Annotated in this window: 22 protein-coding genes and 6 pseudogenes; 15 read left to right on the top strand and 13 right to left on the bottom strand. The window is 38.9% G+C overall.

What is annotated here, in order from left to right; translation table 11 throughout:
- Positions 1-210: 210 nt before the first annotated feature.
- Positions 211-864, bottom strand: a complete 654-nt coding sequence (locus V8V91_RS13745; RefSeq protein WP_373400589.1) for a DUF3365 domain-containing protein — start codon at positions 862-864, stop codon at positions 211-213.
- Between the two features lie 205 nt (positions 865-1,069).
- Here V8V91_RS13745 and V8V91_RS13750 point away from each other — a divergent pair, with 205 nt between their 5' ends.
- Complete coding sequence (locus V8V91_RS13750) at positions 1,070-3,880, top strand: YCF48-related protein (protein ID WP_373400591.1); 2,811 nt, start codon at positions 1,070-1,072, stop codon at positions 3,878-3,880.
- A 14-nt stretch (positions 3,881-3,894) separates the two neighbouring features.
- On the opposite strand, the pseudogene V8V91_RS13755 reads toward V8V91_RS13750, so the two are convergent.
- The 5 genes and pseudogenes from V8V91_RS13755 to V8V91_RS13775 all read right to left on the bottom strand — a co-directional run bounded on the left by V8V91_RS13755 (position 3,895) and on the right by V8V91_RS13775 (position 9,834).
- A pseudogene (locus V8V91_RS13755) lies at positions 3,895-4,424 on the bottom strand (GNAT family N-acetyltransferase).
- Positions 4,425-4,508: 84 nt separating this feature from the next.
- Positions 4,509-5,584, bottom strand: a pseudogene (prfA, locus tag V8V91_RS13760) (peptide chain release factor 1).
- A 149-nt stretch (positions 5,585-5,733) separates the two neighbouring features.
- Positions 5,734-7,574 (bottom strand): annotated as a pseudogene (gene glmS / locus V8V91_RS13765) (glutamine--fructose-6-phosphate transaminase (isomerizing)).
- Positions 7,575-7,691: 117 nt separating this feature from the next.
- A complete protein-coding gene (locus V8V91_RS13770) occupies positions 7,692-9,062 on the bottom strand; it encodes a DUF4270 family protein (protein WP_373395581.1) in 1,371 nt (456 codons plus the stop codon).
- Positions 9,022-9,834 (bottom strand): glycogen/starch synthase, encoded by an 813-nt coding sequence (locus V8V91_RS13775; RefSeq protein WP_074225613.1) that lies wholly within the window; start codon positions 9,832-9,834, stop codon positions 9,022-9,024. The genes V8V91_RS13770 and V8V91_RS13775 overlap by 41 nt, the downstream gene beginning before the upstream one ends.
- Positions 9,835-10,050: 216 nt before the next feature.
- Between V8V91_RS13775 and panC the strand changes: the two are divergent.
- From panC to V8V91_RS13805, 6 genes and pseudogenes are all read left to right on the top strand, one after another.
- Positions 10,051-10,811 (top strand): annotated as a pseudogene (gene panC / locus V8V91_RS13780) (pantoate--beta-alanine ligase).
- Between the two features lie 21 nt (positions 10,812-10,832).
- The gene (gene panD / locus V8V91_RS13785; protein ID WP_074225615.1) at positions 10,833-11,180 is read left to right on the top strand and encodes an aspartate 1-decarboxylase; all 348 of its coding nucleotides are present in this window, start codon (positions 10,833-10,835) and stop codon (positions 11,178-11,180) included.
- A complete protein-coding gene (locus V8V91_RS13790; RefSeq protein WP_373395582.1) occupies positions 11,180-12,184 on the top strand; it encodes a lysylphosphatidylglycerol synthase transmembrane domain-containing protein in 1,005 nt (334 codons plus the stop codon). The genes panD and V8V91_RS13790 overlap by 1 nt, the downstream gene beginning before the upstream one ends.
- A gap of 28 nt (positions 12,185-12,212) precedes the next feature.
- A complete protein-coding gene (locus V8V91_RS13795) occupies positions 12,213-12,899 on the top strand; it encodes a zinc metallopeptidase (protein ID WP_074225617.1) in 687 nt (228 codons plus the stop codon).
- A 98-nt stretch (positions 12,900-12,997) separates the two neighbouring features.
- A pseudogene (locus tag V8V91_RS13800) lies at positions 12,998-14,134 on the top strand (acyl-CoA dehydrogenase).
- Positions 14,135-14,275: 141 nt separating this feature from the next.
- Positions 14,276-15,202, top strand: coding sequence for a helix-turn-helix domain-containing protein (locus V8V91_RS13805; RefSeq protein WP_074225619.1), 927 nt, complete (start codon positions 14,276-14,278; stop codon positions 15,200-15,202).
- A gap of 111 nt (positions 15,203-15,313) precedes the next feature.
- Here V8V91_RS13805 and V8V91_RS13810 read toward each other — a convergent pair whose 3' ends face one another.
- The 7 genes from V8V91_RS13810 to V8V91_RS13840 form a co-directional block, all read right to left on the bottom strand.
- Positions 15,314-15,763, bottom strand: a complete 450-nt coding sequence (locus V8V91_RS13810; protein WP_373395583.1) for a geranylgeranylglyceryl/heptaprenylglyceryl phosphate synthase — start codon at positions 15,761-15,763, stop codon at positions 15,314-15,316.
- Positions 15,757-15,930 (bottom strand): hypothetical protein, encoded by a 174-nt coding sequence (locus V8V91_RS13815; protein ID WP_373395584.1) that lies wholly within the window; start codon positions 15,928-15,930, stop codon positions 15,757-15,759. Before V8V91_RS13815 ends, V8V91_RS13810 begins: the two co-directional genes overlap by 7 nt.
- 4 nt (positions 15,931-15,934) lie before the next feature.
- Positions 15,935-16,132, bottom strand: a complete 198-nt coding sequence (locus tag V8V91_RS13820) for a hypothetical protein (protein ID WP_373395586.1) — start codon at positions 16,130-16,132, stop codon at positions 15,935-15,937.
- Between the two features lie 5 nt (positions 16,133-16,137).
- Positions 16,138-16,281, bottom strand: coding sequence for a hypothetical protein (locus tag V8V91_RS13825; RefSeq protein ID WP_373395588.1), 144 nt, complete (start codon positions 16,279-16,281; stop codon positions 16,138-16,140).
- Positions 16,282-16,308: 27 nt separating this feature from the next.
- A complete protein-coding gene (locus V8V91_RS13830; protein WP_373395590.1) occupies positions 16,309-16,497 on the bottom strand; it encodes a hypothetical protein in 189 nt (62 codons plus the stop codon).
- Positions 16,494-16,679: a hypothetical protein gene (locus V8V91_RS13835; RefSeq protein ID WP_373395593.1), complete on the bottom strand. Its 186-nt coding sequence runs from the start codon at positions 16,677-16,679 to the stop codon at positions 16,494-16,496. The genes V8V91_RS13830 and V8V91_RS13835 overlap by 4 nt, the downstream gene beginning before the upstream one ends.
- Before the next feature lie 61 nt (positions 16,680-16,740).
- Positions 16,741-17,337, bottom strand: a complete 597-nt coding sequence (locus V8V91_RS13840; RefSeq protein ID WP_373395595.1) for a YkgJ family cysteine cluster protein — start codon at positions 17,335-17,337, stop codon at positions 16,741-16,743.
- 175 nt (positions 17,338-17,512) lie between these two features.
- On the opposite strand from V8V91_RS13840, the gene V8V91_RS13845 reads away from it, so the two are divergent.
- From V8V91_RS13845 to V8V91_RS13880, 8 genes and pseudogenes are all read left to right on the top strand, one after another.
- A complete protein-coding gene (locus V8V91_RS13845; RefSeq protein WP_373395597.1) occupies positions 17,513-18,235 on the top strand; it encodes a TIGR00730 family Rossman fold protein in 723 nt (240 codons plus the stop codon).
- Positions 18,195-19,175, top strand: a complete 981-nt coding sequence (locus V8V91_RS13850; RefSeq protein WP_373395600.1) for a lytic transglycosylase domain-containing protein — start codon at positions 18,195-18,197, stop codon at positions 19,173-19,175. The genes V8V91_RS13845 and V8V91_RS13850 overlap by 41 nt, the downstream gene beginning before the upstream one ends.
- A 73-nt stretch (positions 19,176-19,248) precedes the next feature.
- The gene (locus V8V91_RS13855; protein WP_373395602.1) at positions 19,249-19,677 is read left to right on the top strand and encodes an aminopeptidase P family N-terminal domain-containing protein; all 429 of its coding nucleotides are present in this window, start codon (positions 19,249-19,251) and stop codon (positions 19,675-19,677) included.
- Positions 19,655-20,524, top strand: a complete 870-nt coding sequence (locus tag V8V91_RS13860) for a M24 family metallopeptidase (protein ID WP_373395604.1) — start codon at positions 19,655-19,657, stop codon at positions 20,522-20,524. Before V8V91_RS13855 ends, V8V91_RS13860 begins: the two co-directional genes overlap by 23 nt.
- 150 nt (positions 20,525-20,674) lie before the next feature.
- Positions 20,675-23,501 (top strand): annotated as a pseudogene (gene uvrA, locus V8V91_RS13865) (excinuclease ABC subunit UvrA).
- A gap of 80 nt (positions 23,502-23,581) precedes the next feature.
- On the top strand, positions 23,582-24,637 hold the full coding sequence (locus tag V8V91_RS13870; protein ID WP_373395606.1) for a sensor histidine kinase: 1,056 nt from the start codon (positions 23,582-23,584) through the stop codon (positions 24,635-24,637).
- A 15-nt stretch (positions 24,638-24,652) separates the two neighbouring features.
- Positions 24,653-25,387, top strand: coding sequence for a LytR/AlgR family response regulator transcription factor (locus V8V91_RS13875; RefSeq protein ID WP_373395608.1), 735 nt, complete (start codon positions 24,653-24,655; stop codon positions 25,385-25,387).
- Positions 25,388-25,519: 132 nt separating this feature from the next.
- Positions 25,520-26,275, top strand: coding sequence for a LytR/AlgR family response regulator transcription factor (locus V8V91_RS13880; protein ID WP_373395610.1), 756 nt, complete (start codon positions 25,520-25,522; stop codon positions 26,273-26,275).
- Positions 26,276-26,284 lie beyond the last annotated feature (9 nt).

Here is a 26,284-nt window from a genome sequence, read left to right on the forward strand (position 1 = left end):
GATTGCATAGCCCAAAAACGCTCTTTCTTTTGTACTTTTAAAAGAATCGTTAGATTATTTTAACAGATTTTAAGAAGCGTGATTTTTGATTATTCAATGAAATGAATTCATTATTAATTTTTTATTAACAAAAATTAATATTTTTTGATTATTCAACAATGCAGGAGAAAAACTCTCTTTAATCAATGGAGTTTTTATAAAAATTAGGCTTTACAACCTTTTTACCACTTCTTTTTTGGGAATCTTTAATGACCACATTCCCCTTAAATCTCCTGGCTTAAACCCGGTCGCTTGATCATCTGGATATTGTTCTTTTATTGATTTAAAAACTTCACTGGGGATTTCTGAATCAGGGTCACCATGGCAATTGGAACAAATACCACCCGGAAAAATGATTGCCTTGGTATATAAAAAAACTTCCCCATTCTCAATTTTTTGAATATTGGGTGTATTATCAATTCCATTCTCCGCATTGTAGGCATAGGCATCTATAATCAAGGCCTCATCAGCATCTGGCTCATTCTGGGGGTTTCTATTTTTAATCGCTACTCTTTTCAACTGGATTTCTTCAGTTGGAAGCTTACTGCCTGTAATGGTAGAAGCATTTTCCTTACAAAAGGAAATGGCATGTTCAAATCCTCCTTCCTCTATCGCTCTTTGAAGGCTGGAAATCAAGTTCTTCTGGGCTTCTGAGGTCAATGAATCCCCCAAAACCATGGCTTCTTGAAGGATTTCTGCATCACTTAGCCGCTTTACTTCCATAGTCTTATTTACCTCATCAAATACTTCCTTCGAAACTCGTTCACGGGGCCCGCAGGATATCAACACTAAAAAGAGAGCGAGAAGTAGACACGTGTTTTTCATTGTACTTTGATTAAATAAGAGCATATAAAATTACAAATAATCTGGAAGGTTCGGCTTCATATACACTTAGGATATTCGAGGAAATAAAATTGAAAATCTTGGTCATTGGATCATCTATTCCAATTAAAGCTGTAGTAAATACCGTACAGGCAACTTTGTCAAGTAAGGAATTCGCGTATTTTTGTTTTATCAATGCATCCCACTTATGCGTAAAGCTTTTTACTTACTTATAGTTTGCCTATTTATCGGAAACTCACTTTTTGGGCAAAGCTGGAAAAGGATGCAAAGCTGGGGATTAGATTTAGAAGACATTACCTGGATTGATAATTTGGTAGGCTATGCAGGTGGAGAAAACTTATTGATCAAGACCATAGATGGCGGGCTGACTTGGGAAGAACAATTGATTCCCACAACCACAAGAATTAATGATCTGGATTTCTGGGATGAGCAAATTGGAATTGCAGTTGGAGATATTGGAGAACTATTAATAACCACGGATGGAGGTTTGATTTGGAATTCTTTAGCAGGCCCTTCCTCCTTGGACCTAAATGGGGTTTCTTTTATCAATGAAAATACACTTCTGATTATCGGGGAATCCGGCATCATTTATAGAAGTGAAGACTTGGGTAATTCTTGGCAGCAAATTGATTCTGGAGTTTCTGCCAACCTAAATGACCTTTATTTTATTGATGAAAACTTAGGTTTCATCACCGGGGATGTGGGGATTATCCTCAAAACCATAAATGGAGGTGCCTCTTTCGAAAAACTGACCACCTCGATTAACACACAATTGAATGCCATCACTTTTTCTAATGAAACAACTGGATATGCAGTAGGCTCCGAAGGAACCATTATTAAAACAGAGGATGGAGGGAGTAGCTGGAACCTACTAAACTCAGGTGTAAGCAATGAATTAAAGGATATAGGATTCAGCCCTCTTAACCCTAACATTATTGTGATCATTGGTTCCGAAGCTACCGCTATCAAATCCATCAATGCTGGGGCTACTTTTTCAAAAGCAAACCTAGGTTCTGGAAATTTAAGAAACCTGAATGCGTTGGAATTCATTCCTGAATCAAATGTTCTGTTGGCCGTAGGAGAAAATGGCTATGTGATCAGCTCAGGGAATGCAGGAAGTAATTATAGTACCAAATTAGCGGGTTACCGAAATGATTTTAGCTCTATTGACTTCAAATCTGAGCGGGTTGGGTACATCGCTGGAACACAAGGAACGGTATACCTAACTACGAATGGGGCTACGTCTATTATTAATAGATCCCTACCGGATGCTACAGATATTCTTTCCATTTCTTTCTGGAATAATGGATTTGGATATGTTTCTAGTAATACTGGAAAAATATTTAGAACCAGTAATTCAGGGTCTTCTTGGGTACCTGTACCAGCAAATACCCCAGAGGATATCACTGGATTCTATTTGTTTGCGCCTTCGGTATTGTATGTTACAGGAACGAATGGGTATATCGCCAGATCATTTAATTCAGGTGGAACATGGGATTCTGAAATTGTAACTAATACAAACGAAAATCTGAAAGACGTTACCTACTTTGATTTTCAGGTCGGCTTTGCCATGGGAGAGAATGGGCAGATCAGTTGGACCAATGGTGGAAATACATGGGAAAATCTTCCAAAACTCAGTAAGGAACATTTAAACGCCTTAGCCAAAGTGGATTCAAGTACCGCCGTAATTGTTGGTGATGGCGGTATTATTCTAAAATCAGAGGATATGGCCAAAACTTGGAGAATCATTCCCTCTGATATCACAGAAAACCTAAACTCTGTAGATTTTTGGGATGAAAACATTGGGATCATAGCAGGAGACAATGGATTGACGCTACAAACCAAAGATGGAGGAGAGACCTGGCTCCAAATAGAGACTGGGACAAGCAGAAATTTGAATTCAGTCAGCATGGGGACCTCTTTAGTTGCTTTTGCTGCGGGTGATGATGGCACCATATTAAACTATACTTGTAGCACTCCACCTGGAATAAGTGAAATTACGGGAGAGACAAGTGTATGCTTGGGTAACTCCACCTACCAAGTGGATGATCAAGCCATTTCTGGATCACAAATAGTTTGGAGAGTGGATGGAGGTGAAATTATTTCAGGACAAGGAACTTCCCAAGTGGAAGTAAAATGGAGCAAGACTGGTAGACAAGGGCTTTTTGTAAGTCGACAAAATTTCTGTGGTAATGGCGAAACCTCTGCCTTAGAGGTGGAAGTATTGACCTCTCCTATCATAGACTTAGAAATAGAAGGCCTTGGTACAGTTTGTACGAATCAAGCAGAAATCTATTCTTTACCTTTAGAACAAGGGGTTACCTACACTTGGACAGCAATAGGAGGAGAAATCCTTTCTGGACAAAATAGTTCTGAAATAGAAGTTCTTTGGCAAAACGTGGGTACACAAACACTTTCAGTGGTTTTAGAAAATAGTTGTGGTAGTACAGCTCCAATTACAAGAACGATTATTGTAGGTGCACCGCCAGAACAGCCTAGCATTATAATAGGAGAACAATTAGTGGGATTTGGAGAAGCCTCTTATACCATTGAACTACAGGAAGGAGTAGATTATCGTTGGGAAATATCGGGAAATGGAGGCATCATTCTATCGGGACAAGGCAGTTCTTCCATCATAGTCGATTGGCAATTGGAAGGAGATTTTATGTTGACAGTCACTCCTCAAAATAATTGCAATGAGGGAGAAGCAAGAGCTCTTGAAGTTACGGTGAATATTATTACTGGGCTTGAGCCCAATTCAGATCCATCACTTAGTTTTTACCCTAATCCTAGTCAGGGAAGTTTAACAATTACCTCAGATAATTTATCCGTATACCAAGAGGTATCCGTTTTGAATACGCTAGGACAAGAACTTGTTCATTCGGAAATCCAAGAAGGTCAAAGGGAAATCTATTTTACTGACTTGCCTAGAGGATTGGCATTGATTCGACTACGAAATCATTCCAAAACTGTAGTGAAGAAGATTATTGTGAGGTAAATGAATTTAGAGGGTTAACTATTTTGCTCTCCTCTTACAATGACATATTGGAACAAATCTCCAACTACTCCATTTTTAATGAATCCTTTCTTTAGGATTGCTTCAGGTATATATCCTGCTTTTTCCAATACGTTCATTGATTGCCCATTGAAATCATAGATTTGGGCATACAATCGCTGAATGTCAAATTTTTCAAAAATGTATTTAGTATACAACTTCACCGCCTCATTGGCTATTCCCTTGCCCCAAAAGGTTCCCCTACCCAGAAACCTAATTCCATGTTGGTTCTGAGTTCATCCTTTCCTCGTTCCGCACCGATAGCTCCAGCCAACCTACCCTCAAACTCAATGGCAAAATTTTGTGGTGGATTAAACTTTTGATTATGTTCTATCCAATGCCTAGCATCGTGAATTGTATAGGGTTGCGGAAAGCTATCCCTCAAATTCATCGCAATTTTCGGATTATTGGCAAGAGGATAGAGTTGATGGAAATGAGATTCATTCCATGTAACTAAGTTAATTCCTCTTTCTCCTGCGATGTTCATAAAAGTCGTTTGATTAATCCTTTAAGATACTATGCTTATCTCAAAAACAATAAAATTGCCAAAAATTCTCTTTAATCTGAAATGCTAATCTTCTAGCCCGGTTGATTGCATTTTTTCGAGGTTTTCCGCCATTCTCAATGCTGAGATAAAATCCTCAATGTGCCCATCCATTACATCCGGAAGATTATAAACGGTCTTATTAATTCTATGATCCGTCACCCTAGATTGCGAATAATTATAGGTCCTGATTTTATCGGATCTATCCCCACTCCCTACCATGGATCTTCTTTGGGCACCTACCGCCTCATTATGTTTGGCAAGTTCAATCTCATAGATTCTGGACCTCAATACCTTCAGGGCTTTTTCAAAGTTTTTGATCTGAGACTTTTCATCCTGGCAGGTTACCACCAAGCCAGTGGGAGCGTGAGTCAATCGAACTGCCGAATAAGTGGTATTCACCGATTGACCTCCTGGACCCGAAGAACAAAAGTATCTTTTCTAACATCATTCATATCCAAGTGTACTTCCACCTCATCCATTTCGGGAAGTACAGCAACAGAAGCCGCAGAAGTATGCACTCTACCTTGTGATTCTGTGGCAGGCACTCGCTGAACCCGGTGTACTCCTGATTCATATTTAAGCATTCCGTAGACATCTGCCCCAGAAACTGTAGCAATGATTTCTTTATATCCTCCTGCTGAACCAAAGGTCAAATCGAGCACTGTTAATTTCCATCCTTGCATTTCGCAGAAGCGTTCATACATTCTAAACAAATCCCCCGCAAAGATGGCCGCTTCATCTCCTCCAGTTCCACCACGAATTTCGAGGATACAATCTTTGGAATCATTAGGATCTTTTGGAATTAATAACTGCTTCAAGTCTGCTTCCAACACTTCCTTTCTATCTTTCAACTCTTCAATCTCAGCCTTGGCCATTTCCCGGAAATCAGGATCTTTTTCTTTATCCAGGATTTCCTTTGAACTGGTGATATTTTGAAGGACCAACTTGTATTCATCATAGACCTCGACAATTTTTTCCAAGTCTTTGTATTCCTTAGTCAGCTTGGCATATTTACTCATATCTGCCATACTTTCCGGCAATACAATGAGCTGGCCAACTTCTTCAAATCGATCTTTTAGGGCTTGTAATTTATCTAGCATAGTTATTCTTTCGCATTGCAAAAGTAGGGATTTTTATTCGATGCTTGAAAATCCCAAAAAAGTAAAACGTAAGAATCCTATGGAATTTTGAAGTGTTCCTTAACTAGACAAGATTAAAAAAAGGCCGTCCTAAAAGACGACCTCAGATTTTATTCTACTGTAACTGATTTGGCCAAATTCCTCGGCTGATCTACGTTACAACCTCGCATAACTGCGATATGATAAGATAGCAACTGTAATGGTACCACGGCTACCAATGGGACAAAAGCCTCATGAATAGCTGGGATTTCAATCACATGGTCTGCCATATTTTTAACGGTGGTATCTCCTTCGGTCACCACTGCAATCACTTTTCCTTTTCTTGCCTTTACTTCTTGAATATTGCTCACCACTTTTTCATAGGAGCTATCCTGGGTGGCAATAAAAATCACAGGCATTTCTTCATCGATCAATGCGATCGGACCATGCTTCATCTCTGCAGCTGGATACCCTTCCGCATGGATATAAGAAATTTCTTTGAGTTTCAGTGCACCTTCCAATGCAACTGGGAAATTGTAGCCTCTTCCCAAATACAGTGCATTTCTTACATCTTTATATTCTGAGGCAATGTATTGGATTACGTCATTTGATTTCAATGCCGCCTCCACTTTTGATGGAACTGATGCCAATTCATGCAATAATTGAATATACCTGCTTTCTGGTAAAGTGCCTCTTTGGTAACCCAACTTCAAAGCCATCATTGCCAATACAGATATTTGGGCTGTAAATGCTTTCGTGGAAGCCACTCCTATTTCAGGGCCCGCGTGGGTATAGGAACCTGCATGTGTAGCCCTAGGAATAGAGGATCCTACCACATTACACACCCCAAAAATGGTCGCTCCTTTGGATTTTGCCAATTCGATTGCTGCCAAAGTATCAGCAGTTTCTCCAGATTGGGAAATTGCAATCACAAAATCTTTTTCGCTGATCACAGGATTTCTATACCTGAATTCCGAAGCATATTCTACTTCCACAGGTACACGGGCAAACTCCTCAAACAGATATTCGGCTACCAAACCAGCATGCCAAGAGGTACCGCAGGCAGTAATAATGATCCGTTCGGCATTTTGGAACTTATTCATATAGTCCCTTAAGCCACCTAGGACTAATCTCCCAGATTTTGCATCCAATCTACCTCTCAAGCAATCTGCAATAGATTTAGGTTGCTCATAAATTTCTTTTAGCATAAAATGCTCATAACCACCTTTTTCGATGGCTTCCAACTCCAATTCCAATTGGTTGATATAGGGATTGGTCTCCACATTTTCAATCGTTTTGATTTGAAGCCTGTTATCTCGAATTACGGCGATTTCATAGTCATCCAAATACACGACCTTGTTGGTGTATTCAATAATTGGAGTAGCATCAGAAGCCAAGAAGTATTCATCTTCACCTACTCCGATTACCAAAGGAGAACCTTTTCTTGCGGCGATTAAGGTATCGGGTTCATCTTTATTGATTAATACAATAGCATATGCCCCAACTACCTTATGAAGGGCCAGCCGTAGGGCTTCTTCCAAGCTACAGTCATTATTGGCATAGATATCTTCAATAAACTTGATGAAAACCTCGGTATCCGTTTCACTTTGGAATTGATATCCTTTTTCTCCAAATCCTTTTTGAGGACTTCATAATTCTCGATAATCCCATTATGAATAATCGCCAAATGTTCTGAAGATGAATAATGAGGGTGAGCATTCACATCATTGGGTTCTCCATGAGTAGCCCAACGGGTATGCCCAATCCCTATTTTGGAACGGAGGTTTCCATTGCCTTGGAGGTGTTTTTCCAATTCAGAAACTTTCCCCTTCTTCTTGTAAATTCCTAATCCTTGATCATCTAAAAGTGCGACTCCAGCACTATCATATCCTCTGTATTCCAATCGACGAAGTCCTTTGATGATAATAGGCAAAGCTTCTTGCTGGCCTACATATGCAACAATTCCACACATATTTAAAAATTCTTGAGTAATAATTGAACTTGCACAAATAAACAGTATTCATGCCAAAAAATAGCCGACTTCTTAAAAAGAAAGAAGTCGGCCAATATTATTTATTAAAATCTGGAGTTACCTAATCTTGGAATAGATAACTTGAACTTTTACTTTATCACTTCCCACTTTGAATTGTCTTAAAGACTCTCGGAATGGGTCATTATTGATGCCTACAGGACTACTAATGTAACCTCCATAGATCAACCAATCTCTTCTTGTTAATTGGCCTCTGAAAACAGCATTTACATGCGAGGTAATTAATTCAGAATAGGTATTTGTTTCAGAATCAAATCTTACAGATGCAGGAGCAGTAACATTGGGAACGACATCTCCATCTTCATTTGTATAAACTTGAGATTGCCCATCTGCTTGCACAGTTAGATAAACTGTGTTCTTACTCTGCAAGAAATTATTATTTGCGTCCGTGTAATACATAGCAAGAGAAGACGGTGGAGTTTGACCTTCTGGAAATTCCTCTATCTCCCCAAATGTCAACAACACTTGATTAAATGTTACACCGGATATTGTATCCAAAAAGGAATCTAAAGGACTGGTATCCAATCTAATCATCATCCCAAGACCTGATTTTAACCCTACTGTGGATCCTGTAGAATAATTTTTGCCCGGTTCGGTAACCACACTGGTCGGAGTATTACTTCTGTCGCTATCCACATTATTGAAGTACCTTGAAGAAGTAGTATTGATCTCATAAGAAGTAGAAACCGTATCCCCAGCATAATGATAATAGGTGATTATCCTCGTTTTTTCATTTAAATCGATCCCAAAAGAGGTATTATCTCCCTCTCTTCCTTTAAAGGCCATTCCAGGTAAGAATTCTCTGAATTTGAAAATATCTTCAAACTCTAATCCTCTTTTCATTTTACCAAATAACTCTTCCTGGAATTCCTCATTGACAGGCATGGACACCACAGTATCCTTCACTTCTCCAAATACAAATTCTCCAGACGCGATTGGACTTTCTTCGTAGGCAAGTTTATCAAAATTATAATAAACTGTATCGAGTATTGGCTCCGTCAAGCGGTGGATAGAAAGGAGCTTTGGCTCATCAAGATTTGAACCATTCACACTTATTACGTCTACCTCAAACAACATAGAATCTAAAAATGCTTCAGATTCTGGTCGCTCTGCTGCGGTACTGATATACATACGGGTATAACCTGTGCCCTCTGTTCTCCCGAAATAGTCGTCCTCTTCCACCCCAACGATCAAGTTTCCTTTGTTGGTAGTATTAAACGAATCCAACAACACTACCTCTGCAGGGAATTCGAACTCCTCGAAAAACACACCAATCTGATCGTTTCCGGGGCCAAGTTCGATACCTACAGAGGCAGGGTCGCTACAAGAATTTGTTAGAATAATGGACAAGAGGGCCAAAAAGGCCAATTTAACCGGCGAGACTTGTGTAGATGCCGTAGAGCTCTTCATGAGCTTGTTCTTCTGCTTCGATGCTGATTTCAAACTTCTTGTCTTTTGAGAAATCCTCTATTAGTTGGTTCAATTTATCTGACACTTCGCCGCCTTTCACCACCATGTCTGCATATTGCATACCCATGCTGATAAAGCCTTCGAAGTCTTTGCTTTTCAAAGGTGCTAAAATAGTATCATCTATGTCTACCATCTTAACCTTGTTTAACAAATCATCGCCAAAGGTATGAGAAAATCCGTTGTTATAAATAGCAAAAACAGATTTCGTCTCCTTAAATAGAGGCTCATTTTTATAGGTGGTCTTCAAATACATTGGAATCAAGCTGGTCATCCAGTCATTACAATGCACAATATCAGGTGCCCAACCCAATTTTTTAACAGTTTCAATTACTCCTTTACAGAAGAAAATGGCTCTTTCATCATTATCTTCGTAAAACTTCTGCTGCTTATCGTGGAATACACTCTTCCTTTGGAAGTAGTCTTCGTTATCGATGAAGTAAACCTGAAGTTTGGCGTTTGGAATAGACGCCACTTTAATTACTAATGGTTTTTCCTCTTCTCCGACTGCGATGTTGATTCCTGAGAGTCGGACTACTTCATGTAGTCTGTTTTTTCTTTCATTGATCAAACCGAATCTTGGAACCAAAATACGAATTTCCATACCGCGCTCTTGCATAGCTTGAGGAAGCGATCTTAGGAAATTGGCTACTTCGGAAGTTTCGAGAAAAGGGTTGATTTCACTGGCAACGTAGAGAATACGTAGTTTAGACATGCTCTTTGGATTTTAGCGTTATTAGGTGATAAACAACGACACAAAGATAATAAAAAAGCCCAAAACGCATTGTTTTTCTAAATATTAATCTACTTTTGCGGCTATTTACCTATCAAACACCCTATTCCCTTGCAGGTATTCAATAATGGGGCCGAATGGCATAATAACTGGATTCAGACCCTCCAAACGCATAAATCAATAGGATTTGTCCCAACAATGGGAGCTCTTCACGATGGCCATTTAGACTTGATCAAAGCATCTAAAAAACCTGCGACATCACTGTTGTTTCCATCTTCGTCAATCCAATTCAATTTAATAATGCGGAGGATTTTGAGAAATACCCTGTCCTGACTGATCAGGATTTGTCTTTGTTAAGGAAGGAAGAAGTCGATTATGTTTTTTTACCCTCCAAGGAAACCATTTATCCAGAATCACCGGTATTAAGTTTCAATTTTGGAAACTTAGAAAACGTTTTGGAAGGAGAATTTAGACCGGGACATTTTAGTGGAGTAGGAATTATCGTTTCCAAACTGTTTAATATCATACGGCCCACCATTGCATTTTTTGGGCAAAAGGACCTCCAACAAGTTGCTATCATCAAAAGAATGGTACTAGACCTTTCTTTTCCATTGGAAATTCAGGTGGTCCCTACCAAAAGGGAAAAAGATGGATTGGCACTTTCATCAAGGAACATGAGATTAACTTCTACTGAAAGAGAAAAGGCACTCCTTCTAATAAAAAGTTTAAATCAAGCAAAAAATGAACTATTGACCGGCAAAAGTTGGTTGGAGGTTCGGAACAACGTTCAGCAATTATTTAAGGAAGAGCCACTGACGCAATTAGAATACTTTGAACTGGTTCACCCTGAAACATTTAAGGTTTTCAGTGAATTTGATCCACATGAAAAGTCCTCCATTTGCGTGGCCTCGTTTGTAGGAAATGTCAGATTAATAGACAACCTATTAATTAATCCTTAATTTTGCGGCAAATTTCAAACAATGCAAATTCAGGTATTAAAGTCCAAGATTCACCGAGTTAAAATTACTCAAGCGGAACTCAATTATGTAGGATCGATCACCATCGATGAGGATTTGATGGATGCTGCAAATCTGATAGAAAACGAAAAAGTCCAAATTGTCAATGTGAATAATGGCGAACGATTAGAAACTTACGTAATTACAGGAGAAAGAGGAAGCGGTCAAGTTTGTCTTAATGGACCCGCTGCAAGAAAAGCACAAGTAGGAGATGTAGTAATTATCATTTCTTATGCAGGAATGGAACTAGAGGAAGCTAAACAACACAAACCCGTGTTAGTATTCCCTGACGATAGCAATAAAATTATTTGATGATCAATCAAAAACTTAAACAATGGATCCAGATCGCAATTTCTTTGGGAATAGCTGTCTGGATTTTTTGGTTTCTATACAAAGACATCGCGATTGAAAGTTTAATAGAACAACTTCAATCCAGTAATTGGTTTTGGATAGGAACTTCCATTTTTGTTTCATTTTTTGGGTACTTTCTAAGAGGCTGGAGATGGACCTTGCTGATTCATCCTGAACAAGGAGAGAAAGTTACTCCCGCTCGTGCCTATCATGCGACCATGGTTGGTTACTTAGTCAATCTTTTAATACCTAGAGCTGGTGAAGTGGCCAAATGCGGTGTGCTTAATCGAACAAATGGTATTTCAATGGGCCACTTACTGGGAACAGTCATTCTCGAAAGAAGTGTAGACCTACTATGCTTGGTTGGTACCATCCTATTGGCATTCATTTTACAAAACTCCATGTTTCTTGAACTTGCAGGACAATTGGTCAACTTAGATGATCTATTTGCAAGTTTAAAATCTAACCTTCCAATTGTCATTGGCGGTATCCTAATCCTAATCCTAGTAGTTCGGTTTATTTTGAATAGGTTCCGAGACCATGGACTGATCAATAAAATCCAACATTTCTTTCGGGAAATGGGCGGTGGAATTAAAAGAATCAACCAACTTGAAAATCCACTTGGGTTTTGGATAAGCTCTATTGTACTCTGGGTGATTTATTTTCTTACGATGTATACAGTGTCTCTCGGAATTGAAAGTACTGCCAATTTGTCCTCTGGGGAAGTTCTTTTAGTCATGGTTATGGGAAGTATTGGCATGGTAGCACCCGTTCAAGGCGGTATTGGAACCTTCCATGCACTTGTGGCCTTTATTTTGATCCAACTTGGAGTAACCGAGGTAGATGGTAAAATTTTCGCAGCCATCATCCATGGTACCCAGTTAATTCTTGTTTTGGTTATGGGAATTATTAGTTGGCTTTCTATGATGAAATTACCAACTTGGAAACAACCCGAACAAGCATAAATCGTTATCAATAGCAAATTAATAAACTATGATTATCCTAATTGTAATTGTCTTTGCAATTGCCGGCTTTGCGGTCAGCAATCGATTAAAAAGCAAATTCAAAAAGTACTCCCAAATCAGCTTGGAAGCAAATCTATCTGGAGCTGATATTGCTAAACTGATGCTTGCAGACAATAATATCCACGATGTACAAGTTGTTTGCGTAGAGGGTCAATTAACTGACCATTATAACCCTGCAAATAAAACTGTCAATCTTAGCCCAGATGTATATTATGGTAGAAATGCTGCAGCTGCTGCAGTTGCCTCCCATGAATGTGGTCACGCGGTACAGCATGCCACATCTTACGCTTGGCTCAATTTGCGATCCACTCTGGTCCCTATTCAAAATAGCGCTAGTAAGATTCTGAATATCGTTTTGATTGCCTCTTTATTTGGAGGTTTTGCCTTAGGGTTACCCGTCCCATTCATTGGATATATTGTAGTAGGCTCTTATTCTGTGATTACGCTATTTACTATTGTTACCCTACCTGTTGAGTTTGATGCTAGTAATCGAGCACTTGCTTGGGTAAAAAACAGAAACATTGTAACTCCATCGGAATATGAAATGTCCAAAGATGCTTTAAAATGGGCTGCAATGACTTACGTTGTAGCTGCTTTAGCCTCCATTACCACACTTGCATACTACATTATGGTGTTTTTTGGGAATAGGGATTGATCCAGATCAAATAAGAATTTCGAAGAGGGACAAGCTTTTGCCCCTCTTCTTTTTTTGCTATATCTTCCTAAATAAGATCATAAACCCAATTATTGAATATGGATTTTCAATTAACAGAAGAACATTTAGCAGTTAGAGAGGCAGCAAAAGAATTTACCCAAACTGAGCTTTTACCTGGAGTCATTGAAAGAGATACCCATGCTATTTTTCCAAAAGAACAGGTCAAAAAGATGGGCGAATTGGGATTTTTGGGAATGATGGTAGACCCCAAATACCATGGAGGGGGAATGGACACGCTTTCCTATGTCATTGCGATGGAGGAATTATCCAAAGTAGATGCTTCTGCCTCTGTAGCTATGTCCGTCAACAATTCTTTGGTCTGTTGGGGTCTCGAAAAATATGGAACCGAGGAACAAAAAGAAAAATACCTTAAACCTTTAGCAGCTGGAGAGGTCTTAGGCGCTTTTTGTCTTTCCGAACCAGAGGCAGGATCAGACGCCACTTCTCAAAGAACTGAAGCTGTTTTAAATGGAGATCACTACGTACTCAACGGGACAAAAAAGGATCACCAACGGTTCTTCAGCAAGCATTTACCTAGTTATTGCTCAAACCCATCCAGAATTAGGGCATAAAGGTATTTCTGTATTTATAGTTAAAAAAACTGGGAAGGGTTTGTGGTTGGTAAAAAAGAAGATAAATTGGGCATTCGTGGATCCGATACACATAGCTTAATGTTTACCGATGTTAAAGTTCCTGTAGAAAATAGAATTGGGGAAGAAGGGTTTGGATTTACGTTTGCAATGGAAACCTTAAACGGAGGTAGAATCGGAATTGCTGCTCAAGCATTGGGGATTGCTGCCGGAGCTTATGAATTGGCCTTGGCCTATTCAAAAGAACGGAAAGCTTTTGGGAAGCCAATCAGTCAACATCAAGCAATCCAGTTTAAACTGGCAGATATGGCTACCCAAATTGAAGCGGCAAGACTCCTAGTATACAAGGCAGCTTGGACCAAAGACCAAGGAGAAGACTACTCGCAAGCTTCAGCGATAGCAAAATTATATGCTTCCCAAGTGGCGATGGATGTGACAGTAGAAGCCATTCAAGTTCATGGAGGCTATGGTTACGTCAAAGAGTACCATGTAGAACGATTGATGAGGGATGCAAAAATCACCCAGATTTATGAGGGCACTTCCGAAATTCAAAAAATTGTAATATCCAGAGGGATATTGAGATAATCCAGTTTTTTCTAGTTATCAGAGGGTATAATAACATAAAATTATACCCTCCTTTTATTTTTATATACCTTTTATCAAATTTTTACGTTATTAAGTAAGAAAAATCATATTTTTGTGATTCTGTTTTTCTACTAAAAAATAATGGAATATTACAACAAAGTAATTGAGTCAATAAATGTCCGCTTCTTAAGAGGTAATAATTATCGCGTGGAAAAGCCTGCGACAATTGTAAATTACGAAGAACCTGACAATACCCTTGTTTTACTACACCATGGCACCCTGAAATTTGGGGAAGACCAAGAATTGGTCAATGAAGGGGAGGTTTTGTTTTTACCTGGAGGTCAAAAGACCGTGCTTACCATCGGCGGAAGCGCTAAAAAAAGTGAAATTAATCTAGATCAGTTTACTGAATCGAAGAAAAAACACCTTCAAAGTTTAAGCTTTAGGGAGATCAAAAATACGGAAGACGACTGTATCTCTATGGTCAGCTTTGAGTCAAAGGTTTTTGATGTTGTCAATTTCTTCAACTCGCTGGACATCCCGCCTTTTATTATCCGCTTTAATGATCGCTTGGCAACCATTATTGAGGATTTAATGAAGGAAATGGAGCAAACTCATGTGGGAAGAGAAAGAGCATTAAAATCTCTTACCGAAATCCTCGTAATTGAATTGCTCAGACATATCCTTAAAAACAGATTGTTCTTGGAAGAGCTTTCTACCAACTCTACCTATTTCAAGGACCCTCGATTAATTGATCTATTCAATTACATCAAAACCAATTTGGGAGGAGACCTATCTAATAAAATCCTAGCCAAAGTAGCGAATGTTTCTGAAGATTATGTGGGTCAGTATTTCAAAATGTTGACAGGAATCAATCCTCAAGACTACATTGAATACCAGCGAATGGAAGCAGCAGTGGAATTGCTTAGAACCACTAAGAAATCAATTCGAGATATCGGAAAAGAAGTAGGGTATAAAGACACCGCTTATTTCTGTAGAAGATTTAAAATGATGTATGGTGTGCCTGCTGGAAAAATGAGAAGAAGAGAATCCTTAATTAATGTTTAAGGATAGATTATATAAAGATTTATAATTTAAGACCTCAGCCAAAAAGCTGGGGTCTTTTTCTATGGTGTTTCCTATGACGACCAAATCTGCGCCAGCCTGATAAGTTTTTTATTAGTCTCCAACGTATCGATCCCCCCGCCTACAATTACAGGGCAAGGAACCTCCTGCTTGACCAATTTGATTACTTGGGGAGATACTTGACTTTGCACCACTACCTGCATCAAGGAACACATACTTCATTCCTAAAAAATGACCTGCCAATGCGGTATCTTTCACTAAATTGGATTGGGAGTTAAGAATGGGCAATGTTTGGCTCACCGCATGAACACTGGTGATTTCCCCGTCATTTACCAAAAGATAAGCTGTAGGCAAAACCTCTATTCCCAACTTAGAAATCTTGGGAGCTGCAGCAATTTGTTGGCCTATGAGATAGTCGGGATTTCTTCCAGAAATCAGAGAAAGAAACAAAATTCCATCTGCATTTTTAGACACTTGTAATTGAGACCCTGGAAAAATAACAACTGGGATTTGCCCAGCAATCTGCCTCACAGCATCTACCACCGTCGAAAAGTCTTTTTGCCATTGCTACTTCCTCCAACAAATATCAAATCCAAGTCAGAATCTTTCACCCAAGCAAAATTCTTGGCTAAGATTTCTGCATCATGACATTTATCCGGATCTATCAGCCAAGCCAGACCTTTTCTCTTGAACTGGCATATCTCCTTCAATAACTTACTGACTTTCTTCTTCTCCCTTTTCAGCATCTTCTGAGGCCTGGTCGCTAAACAAATTTGGAAGATACTTTTCCTTGGCATAAGCCAATCCCAACACTAATAAACGCTGGCTTAAAGAAGGCCAAAAACCGCCAGACTTGGCTTTACTTTTAATTTTTTCTTCTAACTCTCCAGTAAGCAATCCCTCTTTTTCCAATAAGGCTAAGGCCTTCTCCGTATTTCGGTTATTCTTCCGTTTTTAGTTTTTAGGATGGCAAAGGCAATCAGTCCACCCGCCAAAGCTAAGCCACCAATTTTTACCCATTCCTCAGAATCTTTTTTAAGTAACTCTAATTGCTTTGCCAAAGTCTGCTCCAGCTCTTCAGCCTTTTTTCAAGCTCCTGGTTCATCTTCTTTTCTTTTGACTTTTCTAGCATTCAATATAAAAACCTTCAACCCGTCCTGAACATTTCTCTGGATAGTTTTAGAGTATCGAGTATAGTATAAAAAGCCCAGAAAAGCGAGATACATCAATCCGACCAACAAAAATCCCAGGTAAGGAGAATTGGTATATTGGCTCAAGAAAAAGCTAATGAAAAACTAAAAAACAGCAAGACCAAAAGGAAAACTGCACACATAAAAAAGAGCAGGACCAGTCTGGAAACAATCCCTAAGAATTCTTCCTGGATTTCTAGTTTTACGATGTCTATTTTAGTTTCTACAATACCTTTTAAGGTCTGTATGATTTCTCCAATCTTTAGCATAAAGGCAAAATTCGGTTCCGATTTATGTCACAATATACTCGAAATCGAAAGAGCAAAAAAATCAAGTAGTCAGGTCGACCTCTTGTTGGTAGTATTTAAACCTCAACACTAGTTCTAGGGCAAAGGCTATGGCTTGGTTTATTGGCAATTGTTTGCAAAGAGATTCGTCAATTTCCTCTAAATACATGTAAAATTTTGAAGCACTTGGAATAGGTAATTCCTCGTTTATTTTCTTTGAAACAGCCAAATATGCTTCTTGCTTTTGTTCCTTTAAAGTCTTGCATATAATAATATCCTTCTGACCATATTTGTTCTTCCTGGCAGATGCAGCAAAAAGCCTACAGATCATCCCTCTATTTACATAATTGGTACAATATCCCATTTTACCTGAAATGGAATTGGTTCGGTACACGATGCAATTACCTTGGTCATCTCCAGACTCAATAAGACTTAGGATGGTTTCTGCTAGGCCCTTATTAAAAAAATCAAATGCTAAGGGTAGGAATTCCAATGCTGAAGCTGGAATTTGGGGATTGGCGCAGCAAGCGCCACATCCTGTAAGACAACTTAAGCCACTCCCGGAAGTAAATTGCTTTGCTTCCTCCTCTAACTCTTTGAAAACTTTCAATACGGCCAGAGACTTTTCTTCGAGATTCAACGATATGTTCAAATAGTGCGCAAATCTACAGAAAGGAATGACACGAAATTCAAATCGAAGAACTTAATTTTTTGAGCTGATTTACAGAGATTTACCAAAATAAAGTAAGGAATAACTAGGCATGGACTGTCCATTTTTAACTAGAGATCGTTTTCTTTAATAAACGATTTAAATTATGAGCAATACGGACGAACAAAACCAAGAAGATAGAATCCGACAGGCTTTTAAAGAACGGGATTGGAATGAAATCAAAAGTTCTGATTCCTGGGTAATTTTTAAAGTGATGTCAGAATTTGTAGAGGGATTTGAAAAACTGGCTAAAATTGGACCCTGCGTTTCTGTGTTTGGTTCCGCGAGAACTCCTCGTGATCACCAGCACTACAAAATGGCCGAAGAAATTGCCGCCAAACTTGTCCGACATGGATATGGAGTAATCACTGGGGGTGGCCCAGGAATCATGGAGGCTGGTAATAGAGGAGCCCATTCTGAAGGAGGAAAATCTGTAGGATTAAATATTGAGCTTCCTTTCGAACAATTTAATAACATCTACATAGACCGAGATAAACTTTTAACTTTTGATTACTTCTTTGTCAGAAAAGTAATGTTTGTAAAATATTCTCAAGGGTTTGTGGTACTTCCTGGAGGGTTCGGTACCATGGACGAATTCTTTGAGGCATTAACCTTAATACAAACCAATAAAATCGGAAGATTTCCTATTGTTTTAGTAGGAAAGAAGTATTGGACAGGATTGTTGGATTGGATCAAAAACACAATTTTGGAAAATAATTACATCAATGAAGAAGATTTAGAGCTTTTCAGCATAGTAGAAGATGCTACAGAAGCTGTTAAAGTAATTGATGATTTCTACAGCAAATACCTTCTTAGTCCTAATTTCTAATGTCCCAAAAAAACTAATTCCAATTTATGCGTTAGTAGTCTTGTCTCTTGGACTCGCTATATATGCAGTAATCAAAACCTCCCCTTCAACCACATCATTCTTAAACCCTGTCGCAAGTGAGGGAGTACTTCAGTCCATGCCCCGCCCCTCCAGGGATTCTTTGATGTTGTTTGATATCCCTTCAAAACTTTCTTTTGCGGGGGAAGAAGTCCCCCTGAATATTCCGGATGTAAAAGAAAGATTGGAAAGAGAAATATATGTGAATGCTTATTGGCAGTCAAACATGATCCTTTTGATGAAACGATCTTCCAAATTCTTGCCGGAAATTGAAGAGATCTTAAAAGAAAATGGGGTGCCAGACGATTTCAAATATTTAGCCATGGCTGAATCGGGATTGATGAATGTAGCTTCACCTGCAGGAGCCAAAGGCTTTTGGCAATTTCTTTCTTCCACTGGGAAAGAATATGGCTTAGAAATTTCCAAAGATGTAGATGAACGATACCATCTTCAAAAAGCCACGGTGGCAGCAAGCAAATACCTTAAAAAGGCCCATCAAAAATTCGGTGACTGGACTGCGGTGGCTGCAAGTTATAACATGGGACAGACGGGCTTTGCAAGAAGACAAACCGAGCAGCTTCAACAAAACTACTATGACCTGTATTTGAATGATGAAACCAGCAGGTATATGTTCAGGATTCTAGCCTTTAAAGTGGTTTTTGAAAATCCAGGTGAATTTGGCTTCCATCTTCGAGCATCTGATTTTTATCAAACCCCTGAAATGAAGACCGTTTCGGTATCTTCAGATATTAAAAACCTAGCTAGTTGGGCTAAAAACGAAGGAAGCAGCTATAAAGAATTGAAATTGTACAACCCTTGGCTAAGAGATAAAAACTTAAATGTAAAGAGAGGTAAATCTTATGAGATTATCCTTCCTAAATAGATGAACTGAATTCTCCCAACTTCCTATTTTTATTAGTTAATTTGGTTAACCACACGACCTTAAACTACTAAGAATGAAAAGAAGAGATTTTATCAACCTATCTGCAATGAGTGCTGGAGTCAGCATGATGGCCGGCGGCATCGCATGTGAATCTAAAGAAGTCAATCACCTAAATATATCTCCGTTGGAACAACTCAGCTCAAGAACTACCGACATTCAGCCGATTACAGTAGAAGAAAGAAAATCAAGAATAGCCAAGGCACAGGACTTAATGAATAGCATTGGTATGAAAGCTATGTTACTCGATGGCGGCACTTCTTTGGATTATTTTACAGGAATCAAATGGGAAGGTAGCGAACGACCAATGGTTGCCCTGATCCCAGCATCTGGTGAAGTAAGCTATGTTTGTCCAGGTTTTGAAGAGGATCGATTAAAAGAACTCATCAAGATTGGAGACCGAGTTTATCCTTGGCAAGAAGATGAAAGCCCCTTTACAGATTAAACAGGCCCTTAACGACTTTGGAATTACCAGCGGAGATGTAGGAATGGAAGAGAGAGTCCGCTTTTTCATTGTAGATGGATTGAAGAAAGTAGCTCCTTCCTTGAACCTAATCAGTGCAGATCCAGTGACGATTCCTTGCCGCCTTATCAAATCTCCGGCAGAGATCGCCCTGATGCAAAGAGCCACAGAAATCACGATTGAGGCAATGACCCTCAGTTTAACCTTCCTAAAAGAAGGTGGAAGCCCGTCAGACTTTTCCTCTGCAGTGGCACAGGCTCACCAGAAAATGGGAGCTCAACATGCATTTGCTTTAGCCAACTTTGGAGAAGCATCTGCTTTCCCACACGGAAGTATACAGCCCCAAATTCTTAAAAAAGGAGATATAGTTCTCATAGATTGTGGATGTGAAGTAGAAGGTTACAATTCCGATATCAGTAGGACCATCGTATTTGGAGCAGAGCCTACTGCTAGGCAACAAGAAATTTGGGATTTAGAAAAAGAAGCTCAAGCAGCTGGTTTCGCAGCGGCCCAACTAGGCGCTACCTTAGGTGAGGTAGACGCAGCCGCCAGAAAAGTAATTACCGATGCAGGCTTCGGTCCAGGATATCAATTGCCAGGATTGCCACATCGAACTGGACATGGAATTGGAATGGATGGCCATGAATGGGGTAATGCTGTGAAAGGTAATACTATGGTCCTCAAGCCTGGAATGTGCTTTAGCATAGAACCAAACATCTCCATTGTAGGGGAGTTTGGAGTAAGACACGAAGATTGTGTTTACATGACAGAATCTGGTCCAAAATGGTTTTCTCAACCGAGCCCTTCTATCAGCCAGCCTTTTGCTTAATACCGATTTATTAGAGATAAGAACCTTCATTTTGAAGGAAAATGTCTGAAAATGTAACAACCAAAGGAAAAGCCGGTTACATTTTAGAATTCGACTACCTCTTACCCTCTAAATTTCGTACCTTTGCCGATTGTATTTGCCAAACGATTTATGAGTCAATCTACTTCTAATCAAGAAGAATTTATTGAGATTTTTGGTGCCAGAGAGCATAATCTAAAAAACTTAGACCTTAAAATTCCACGAAATAAATTAGTGGTTGTAACAGGACTGAGCGGAAGTGGAAAAAGCTCCCTCGCTTTTGATACGATCTATGCAGAAGGTCAAAGACGATATATGGAGTCTTTCTCTGCCTACGCAAGATCTTTTTGGGAGGCTTGGAGAGACCTGATGTAGATAAAATCAATGGATTATCACCGGTGATTGCCATTGAGCAAAAACCACTTCCAAGAACCCACGGTCTACCGTAGGTACCGTCACGGAAATTTATGATTTTATGCGTTTGCTCTACGCAAGAGCTGGAGAAGCATTCTCCTACTTAACCGGCTCAAAAATGATTCGACAAACCGAAGATCAAATCATAGAGCAGCTATTTTCAAACTTTGCCAACAAGAAACTCTATTTATTGGCTCCAGTGGTCAAAGGGCGTAAAGGACATTACCGAGAGCTTTTTGAACAGATTCGAAAAATGGGTTTTTCCAAAGTTCGGGTAGATGGGGTAGTGTTGGACATGGTTCCCAAAATGCAAGTGGACCGATACAAAATCCATGATATTGAAATAGTCATAGACCGTATCGTTGCCGAGGAATCAGATAGATTTAGAATCACTCAATCCTTGAAATCTGCATTGCAACATGGGAAAGGTGTCATGATGATTCGTGATGAAGAAGGTGAAATCCATCATTTCTCCAAGTATTTGATGGACCCTGAAACTGGCCTTTCTTACGATGAGCCTGCCCCAAATAACTTTTCTTTCAACAGCCCCTATGGAGCTTGCCCTACCTGTAATGGTCTAGGCATCAAAGAAGAAATTACTCGTGAAAGTATTATTCCTGACCCTAACTTAAGTATTACAAGAGGAGGCATTGCTCCTTTGGGAGAATATCGGGATATCTGGATTTTCAAAAAATCGAAGCAATACTCAAGCATTACAAATGCTCCATGAGTTCCCCGATTAAAGATCTTCCTGAAGAAGTGGTAGAAATTTTACTCAATGGGGATAAAATGGAAGTGGCAGTAGATTCTGTCAAATACCCTGGGACTAAATGGCATACTACATTTGAAGGAATTATCAATTTCCTCCAAAAATACCAGGAAGGTAGCTCCGACAAAATCCAGGAATGGGTCAGTGAGTTTACCACCACCCAAATATGTCCAGACTGTGATGGATATCGTTTGAAAAAAGAATCTCTTCATTTCAAAATCGACGACAAACATATCGGCCAACTTGCCGTCATGGACATTCGTGGGCTTGGTGAATGGTTTGAAGGCTTAGAAGACCGACTTACTGATAAGCAAAATATAATCGCAAGTGAAGTCTTGAAGGAAATCAGAAAACGAATCGGTTTTCTTCTGGATATCGGCTTGGATTACCTTTCCCTAAACAGACCATTAAGAACCTTATCGGGAGGAGAAGCTCAAAGAATTCGATTGGCCACCCAGATAGGTACACAGCTCGTTGGTGTTCTTTACATATTAGATGAACCTAGCATTGGTTTGCACCAACGTGATAATGTCAAATTAATTAAGGCTCTTCAAAATTTACGGGACCTAGGTAATTCTGTTTTGGTGGTAGAGCATGACAAAGACATGATGTTGGAGTCTGATTTTGTCCTTGATATGGGACCAGGTGCAGGTAGACACGGAGGACATGTAGTTGCTTCTGGCTCTCCAAAAGAAGTCCTGAGTTCTTCTGGGACTACAGCAAAATACCTCCAGGGCAAGCTTGGAAATGCCATCCCTAAGGTAAGAAGAGGGGGAAAAGGAATAGAATTGGTGCTTAAAGGCGCCTCTGGTAATAACTTGAAAAATGTGGATCTTAGACTTCCCTGGGCACAATGATCTGTATCACCGGAGTTTCCGGGAGTGGGAAAAGTACTTTAATACATGAAACTTTATACCCATTATTAAGTCAGGAATTTTACCGCTCTAAAAAAGAGCCCATGCCTTATAAAAGCATTGATGGGCTAAAGGAACTGGATAAGGTTATAGAAGTGGACCAATCCCCGATTGGTAGAACCCCAAGATCCAATCCTGCTACTTATACAGGAGTATTTTCGGATATACGTAAATTATTTACGGAGCTACCAGAAGCCAAAATCAGAGGCTATAAACCGGGTCGTTTCTCATTCAATGTCAAAGGAGGAAGATGTGAAGATTGCGAAGGCGCAGGGATGAAATTAATCGAAATGGACTTTTTGCCAGATGTGCATATTCCATGTGAAACCTGCAAAGGAAAAAGGTACAATCGAGAAACCCTTGAAATTAGGTTTAAAGGAAAATCAATCTCCGATGTGTTGGATATGACCGTTGAGCAAGCGGTGGAGTTTTTGAAAATCAACCTAAAATTTTGAGGAAAATCAGTACCCTCAATGATGTAGGCTTAGGCTATATTACTTTGGGTCAACATGCCACCACACTTTCTGGAGGTGAGGCACAGCGTGTAAAATTGGCAACAGAACTATCCAAAAAAGATACTGGGAAGACCTTTTATATTTTGGATGAGCCAACCACTGGACTTCATTTTCAGGACATCGATCTGTTGATGCTTGTTTTAAACAGATTGGTAGATAAGGGCAATACAGTCTTGATCATTGAACATAATATGGACGTGATCAAAATGGCTGATTATATTGTGGACTTAGGTCCAGAAGGAGGTAATAAGGGCGGAACGATTGTAGATCAGGGTACCCCAGAGCATGTTGCAAAAAATCCAAAAAGCCATACAGCCAAGTTTTTGAGATTGGAATTAAATAACTGATCTGAATAAAAATCAATGCTTTACTCCTTTTATCACATTAAAGGAAATCAATCTTATGTGATAACTATCTTTGGAATCGAATGAACAGATTTAGTTTATATTGGATTCTACAGATCATAGGCTGGGGATCCTTTGCTTCCATCCTTATATTCTTTGCCTCTTTATCCGGAGGAAGTCTTACGCCCGCACAAATTTGGGCCTTTATTACATTATCTGCTTTTTATCTATTATCAAGCCACCTATTAAGATATATAGTTAAAACCTATGAATGGTTTAAATTGGAATTGCCCCAATTACTCCTTCAGGTAATACTGGCATTACTTGCCCTGAGCTTGGTAACTACCATTGCTCAAATATTTATAAATCTGGGTTTTGGTTTATTAAATCCGAAAGAGGACTTCAAGTTCTTGATTATTTCTGCTAATCTATTCCTCAGCTTCCTTTTTTATGCGCTGTGGTTTTTATGTTACTTTTTATTTCATTTCCTTGATAATTATAACAACTCATTAAAATATGAGGCCAAGATCAATGAGATTCGACTCAACCACCTGAAAAGCCAGCTGAATCCTCATTTTATTTTCAATGCCTTAAACAGCGTTCGGGCTTTGGTAGATGAAGATCCTGTAAAGGCCAAATCTGCAATTACTCGAATTTCCAATATACTTCGCTTTAGCCTAATGATGGATAAAAAGCAAGTGATTGAATTTGCTGATGAATTAGCGACTGTAAAGGATTATTTGGCATTAGAAAGTATTAGATTTGAGGAGCGCCTGGAAGTAATTTATAACATCGAAGAGGACGCATATAGCTATAAAATCCCTCCTATGATGCTTCAAACTATTGTGGAAAATGCAATCAAACATGGCATTTCCAATTTAGTCAAAGGAGGGCTCATTGAAATAAAATGTAGAGAAGGAATCGATGATGATCTCTATATCCAAGTAAAAAATAGTGGCAGGTTAATCACCCCTCCTACCCTAAAAACCAAACGAGAAGGCGGACATGGTCTCAGTAACACCCTGCAGAGACTCAAACTCATTTATGGAGAAAAGGGTACATTGCGTATCTTTAACTCAGGAACCCAGTTCGTTATCACTGAAATTAAAATCCCAAAACAAAGAGTTAACTTAGAGTAATCAATAAAAAATAACATGCGAGCAATTGTAATAGATGATGAAAGACTAGCTCGAAAAGAGCTGATCACCCTTTTAAATCAATTGGAAAGTGTAGAGGTAGTCGGAGAAGCCGTGAACGTGGACGATGCCAAAGAAAAAATTGACCAACTTAATCCAGATGTGATTTTTCTAGATATTCAAATGCCGGAAAAAACGGGCTTTGAATTATTGGAGGAATTGGATCAGGTACCTCATGTGATCTTCACAACTGCCTATGATGAATATGCCTTGAAAGCATTTCAAGTGAATGCACTAGATTATTTATTAAAACCTATTGAGCCTAAAAGACTTGAAGAGGCAATTAATAAATTATCTACAAAAATTGAAGGCGGATCTAAAAAGGAAGACGTTACCTATTCTGATAATCAGAAAAAACTTACGTTGGATGATCAAGTATTCGTCAAAGATGGTGACCGATGCTGGTTTGTTAGACTTTCAAATGTCCGATTATTTGAATCAGATGGTAATTACATCAAAGTATACTTTGACAACTTCAAACCGATGATTCATAAATCATTAAATGCTTTGGATGAACGATTGGATGAAAAATCCTTCTTCAGAGCCAGTAGAAAGCATATCATCAATTTAGGATGGGTTGAAGGGATAGAACCATGGTTTAATGGAGGCTTAGTAGTTACCTTAAAAGGAGGGGATAGAATTGAAGTAAGTAGAAGACAAGCAGCACGATTTAAGGAAATGATGAGTCTTTAATCTTTAGTCAAAAATTTCATATGCAAAAAAAGCATTTGATTTTATACATTAAATTCGGTAATTAGTGTAAATTATAGTTCGATGAATTTCATCCAAAACTAATCATCACTAACTGAATACCTTAAGCGTCTTATGAAAGAAGAGCGGATTTTAATAGTCGAAGACGAACTCAGTATTGCTGAAAATATCCAAGAGATACTAGAACTTTTGGGTTATGTCAATATTGATATCGCTAATTCGGCAAACCAATGTATTAAAGTCATCAAGAAATACCGACCGGATTTGATATTTATGGATATCAAACTCAAGGGTGACAAAGATGGAATTGAATTAGGTGAAATCGTAAAACAAATGGTCGATGCTCCTTTGGTGTATGTGACCTCTTACAGTGACCCTACCATCATCGAAAGAGCTAAAAGAATTAACCCTGCTGGCTTTATAGTGAAACCATTCAACACGAATGATATTCATGCCATCGTAGAAATTGTTCTTTATAATAAGCGGACTAAACCAAGCACAGAAGCTGCGGTTGCTAAATCAACAAATGACAGTCCCTACTTAGTTACAGATGCTGTCTTTATTAAAGCAGATAATGCTTTTGAACGGGTTCCCTATAATGATATTTATTATGTTGAAGCCAATGGTAATATGGTCACCATATTTACCAAAAATCGAGATTTCAGTATTCGTAAGTCTATGAAAGAAATTGAGGATATTCTTCCTTCCCAATATTTCTTACGAGTTCAGAAATCTTACATTGTACATTTAGGGCAAATCGAATACTTCAACACCAAAGAAATCACGCTCAAGCAAGGTGCCGTTGTTCAAGTGGGTAGACAATATTATAATAGTTTCCTTTCCAAATTGAATACTATTACTGAAAGTTAATAAACAAAA

Source organism: Algoriphagus halophilus (assembly GCF_041729275.1).
Classification (GTDB): domain Bacteria; phylum Bacteroidota; class Bacteroidia; order Cytophagales; family Cyclobacteriaceae; genus Algoriphagus; species Algoriphagus halophilus_A.

Coding starts and splice junctions, on each gene's coding strand:
- V8V91_RS13880 (WP_373395610.1), top strand. CDS start 25,520: ATGAAAGAAGAGCGGATTTTAATAGTCGAAGACGAACTCAGTATTGCT.
- V8V91_RS13745 (WP_373400589.1), bottom strand. CDS start 864: ATGAAAAACACGTGTCTACTTCTCGCTCTCTTTTTAGTGTTGATATCC.
- V8V91_RS13845 (WP_373395597.1), top strand. CDS start 17,513: ATGAGCAATACGGACGAACAAAACCAAGAAGATAGAATCCGACAGGCT.
- V8V91_RS13855 (WP_373395602.1), top strand. CDS start 19,249: ATGAAAAGAAGAGATTTTATCAACCTATCTGCAATGAGTGCTGGAGTC.
- V8V91_RS13790 (WP_373395582.1), top strand. CDS start 11,180: ATGATCAATCAAAAACTTAAACAATGGATCCAGATCGCAATTTCTTTG.
- V8V91_RS13850 (WP_373395600.1), top strand. CDS start 18,195: ATGATTTCTACAGCAAATACCTTCTTAGTCCTAATTTCTAATGTCCCA.
- V8V91_RS13750 (WP_373400591.1), top strand. CDS start 1,070: ATGCGTAAAGCTTTTTACTTACTTATAGTTTGCCTATTTATCGGAAAC.
- V8V91_RS13795 (WP_074225617.1), top strand. CDS start 12,213: ATGATTATCCTAATTGTAATTGTCTTTGCAATTGCCGGCTTTGCGGTC.
- V8V91_RS13875 (WP_373395608.1), top strand. CDS start 24,653: ATGCGAGCAATTGTAATAGATGATGAAAGACTAGCTCGAAAAGAGCTG.
- V8V91_RS13835 (WP_373395593.1), bottom strand. CDS start 16,679: ATGCTAAAGATTGGAGAAATCATACAGACCTTAAAAGGTATTGTAGAA.
- V8V91_RS13775 (WP_074225613.1), bottom strand. CDS start 9,834: ATGTCTAAACTACGTATTCTCTACGTTGCCAGTGAAATCAACCCTTTT.
- V8V91_RS13870 (WP_373395606.1), top strand. CDS start 23,582: ATGAACAGATTTAGTTTATATTGGATTCTACAGATCATAGGCTGGGGA.
- V8V91_RS13770 (WP_373395581.1), bottom strand. CDS start 9,062: ATGAAGAGCTCTACGGCATCTACACAAGTCTCGCCGGTTAAATTGGCC.
- panD (WP_074225615.1), top strand. CDS start 10,833: ATGCAAATTCAGGTATTAAAGTCCAAGATTCACCGAGTTAAAATTACT.
- V8V91_RS13860 (WP_373395604.1), top strand. CDS start 19,655: ATGAAAGCCCCTTTACAGATTAAACAGGCCCTTAACGACTTTGGAATT.
- V8V91_RS13805 (WP_074225619.1), top strand. CDS start 14,276: ATGGAATATTACAACAAAGTAATTGAGTCAATAAATGTCCGCTTCTTA.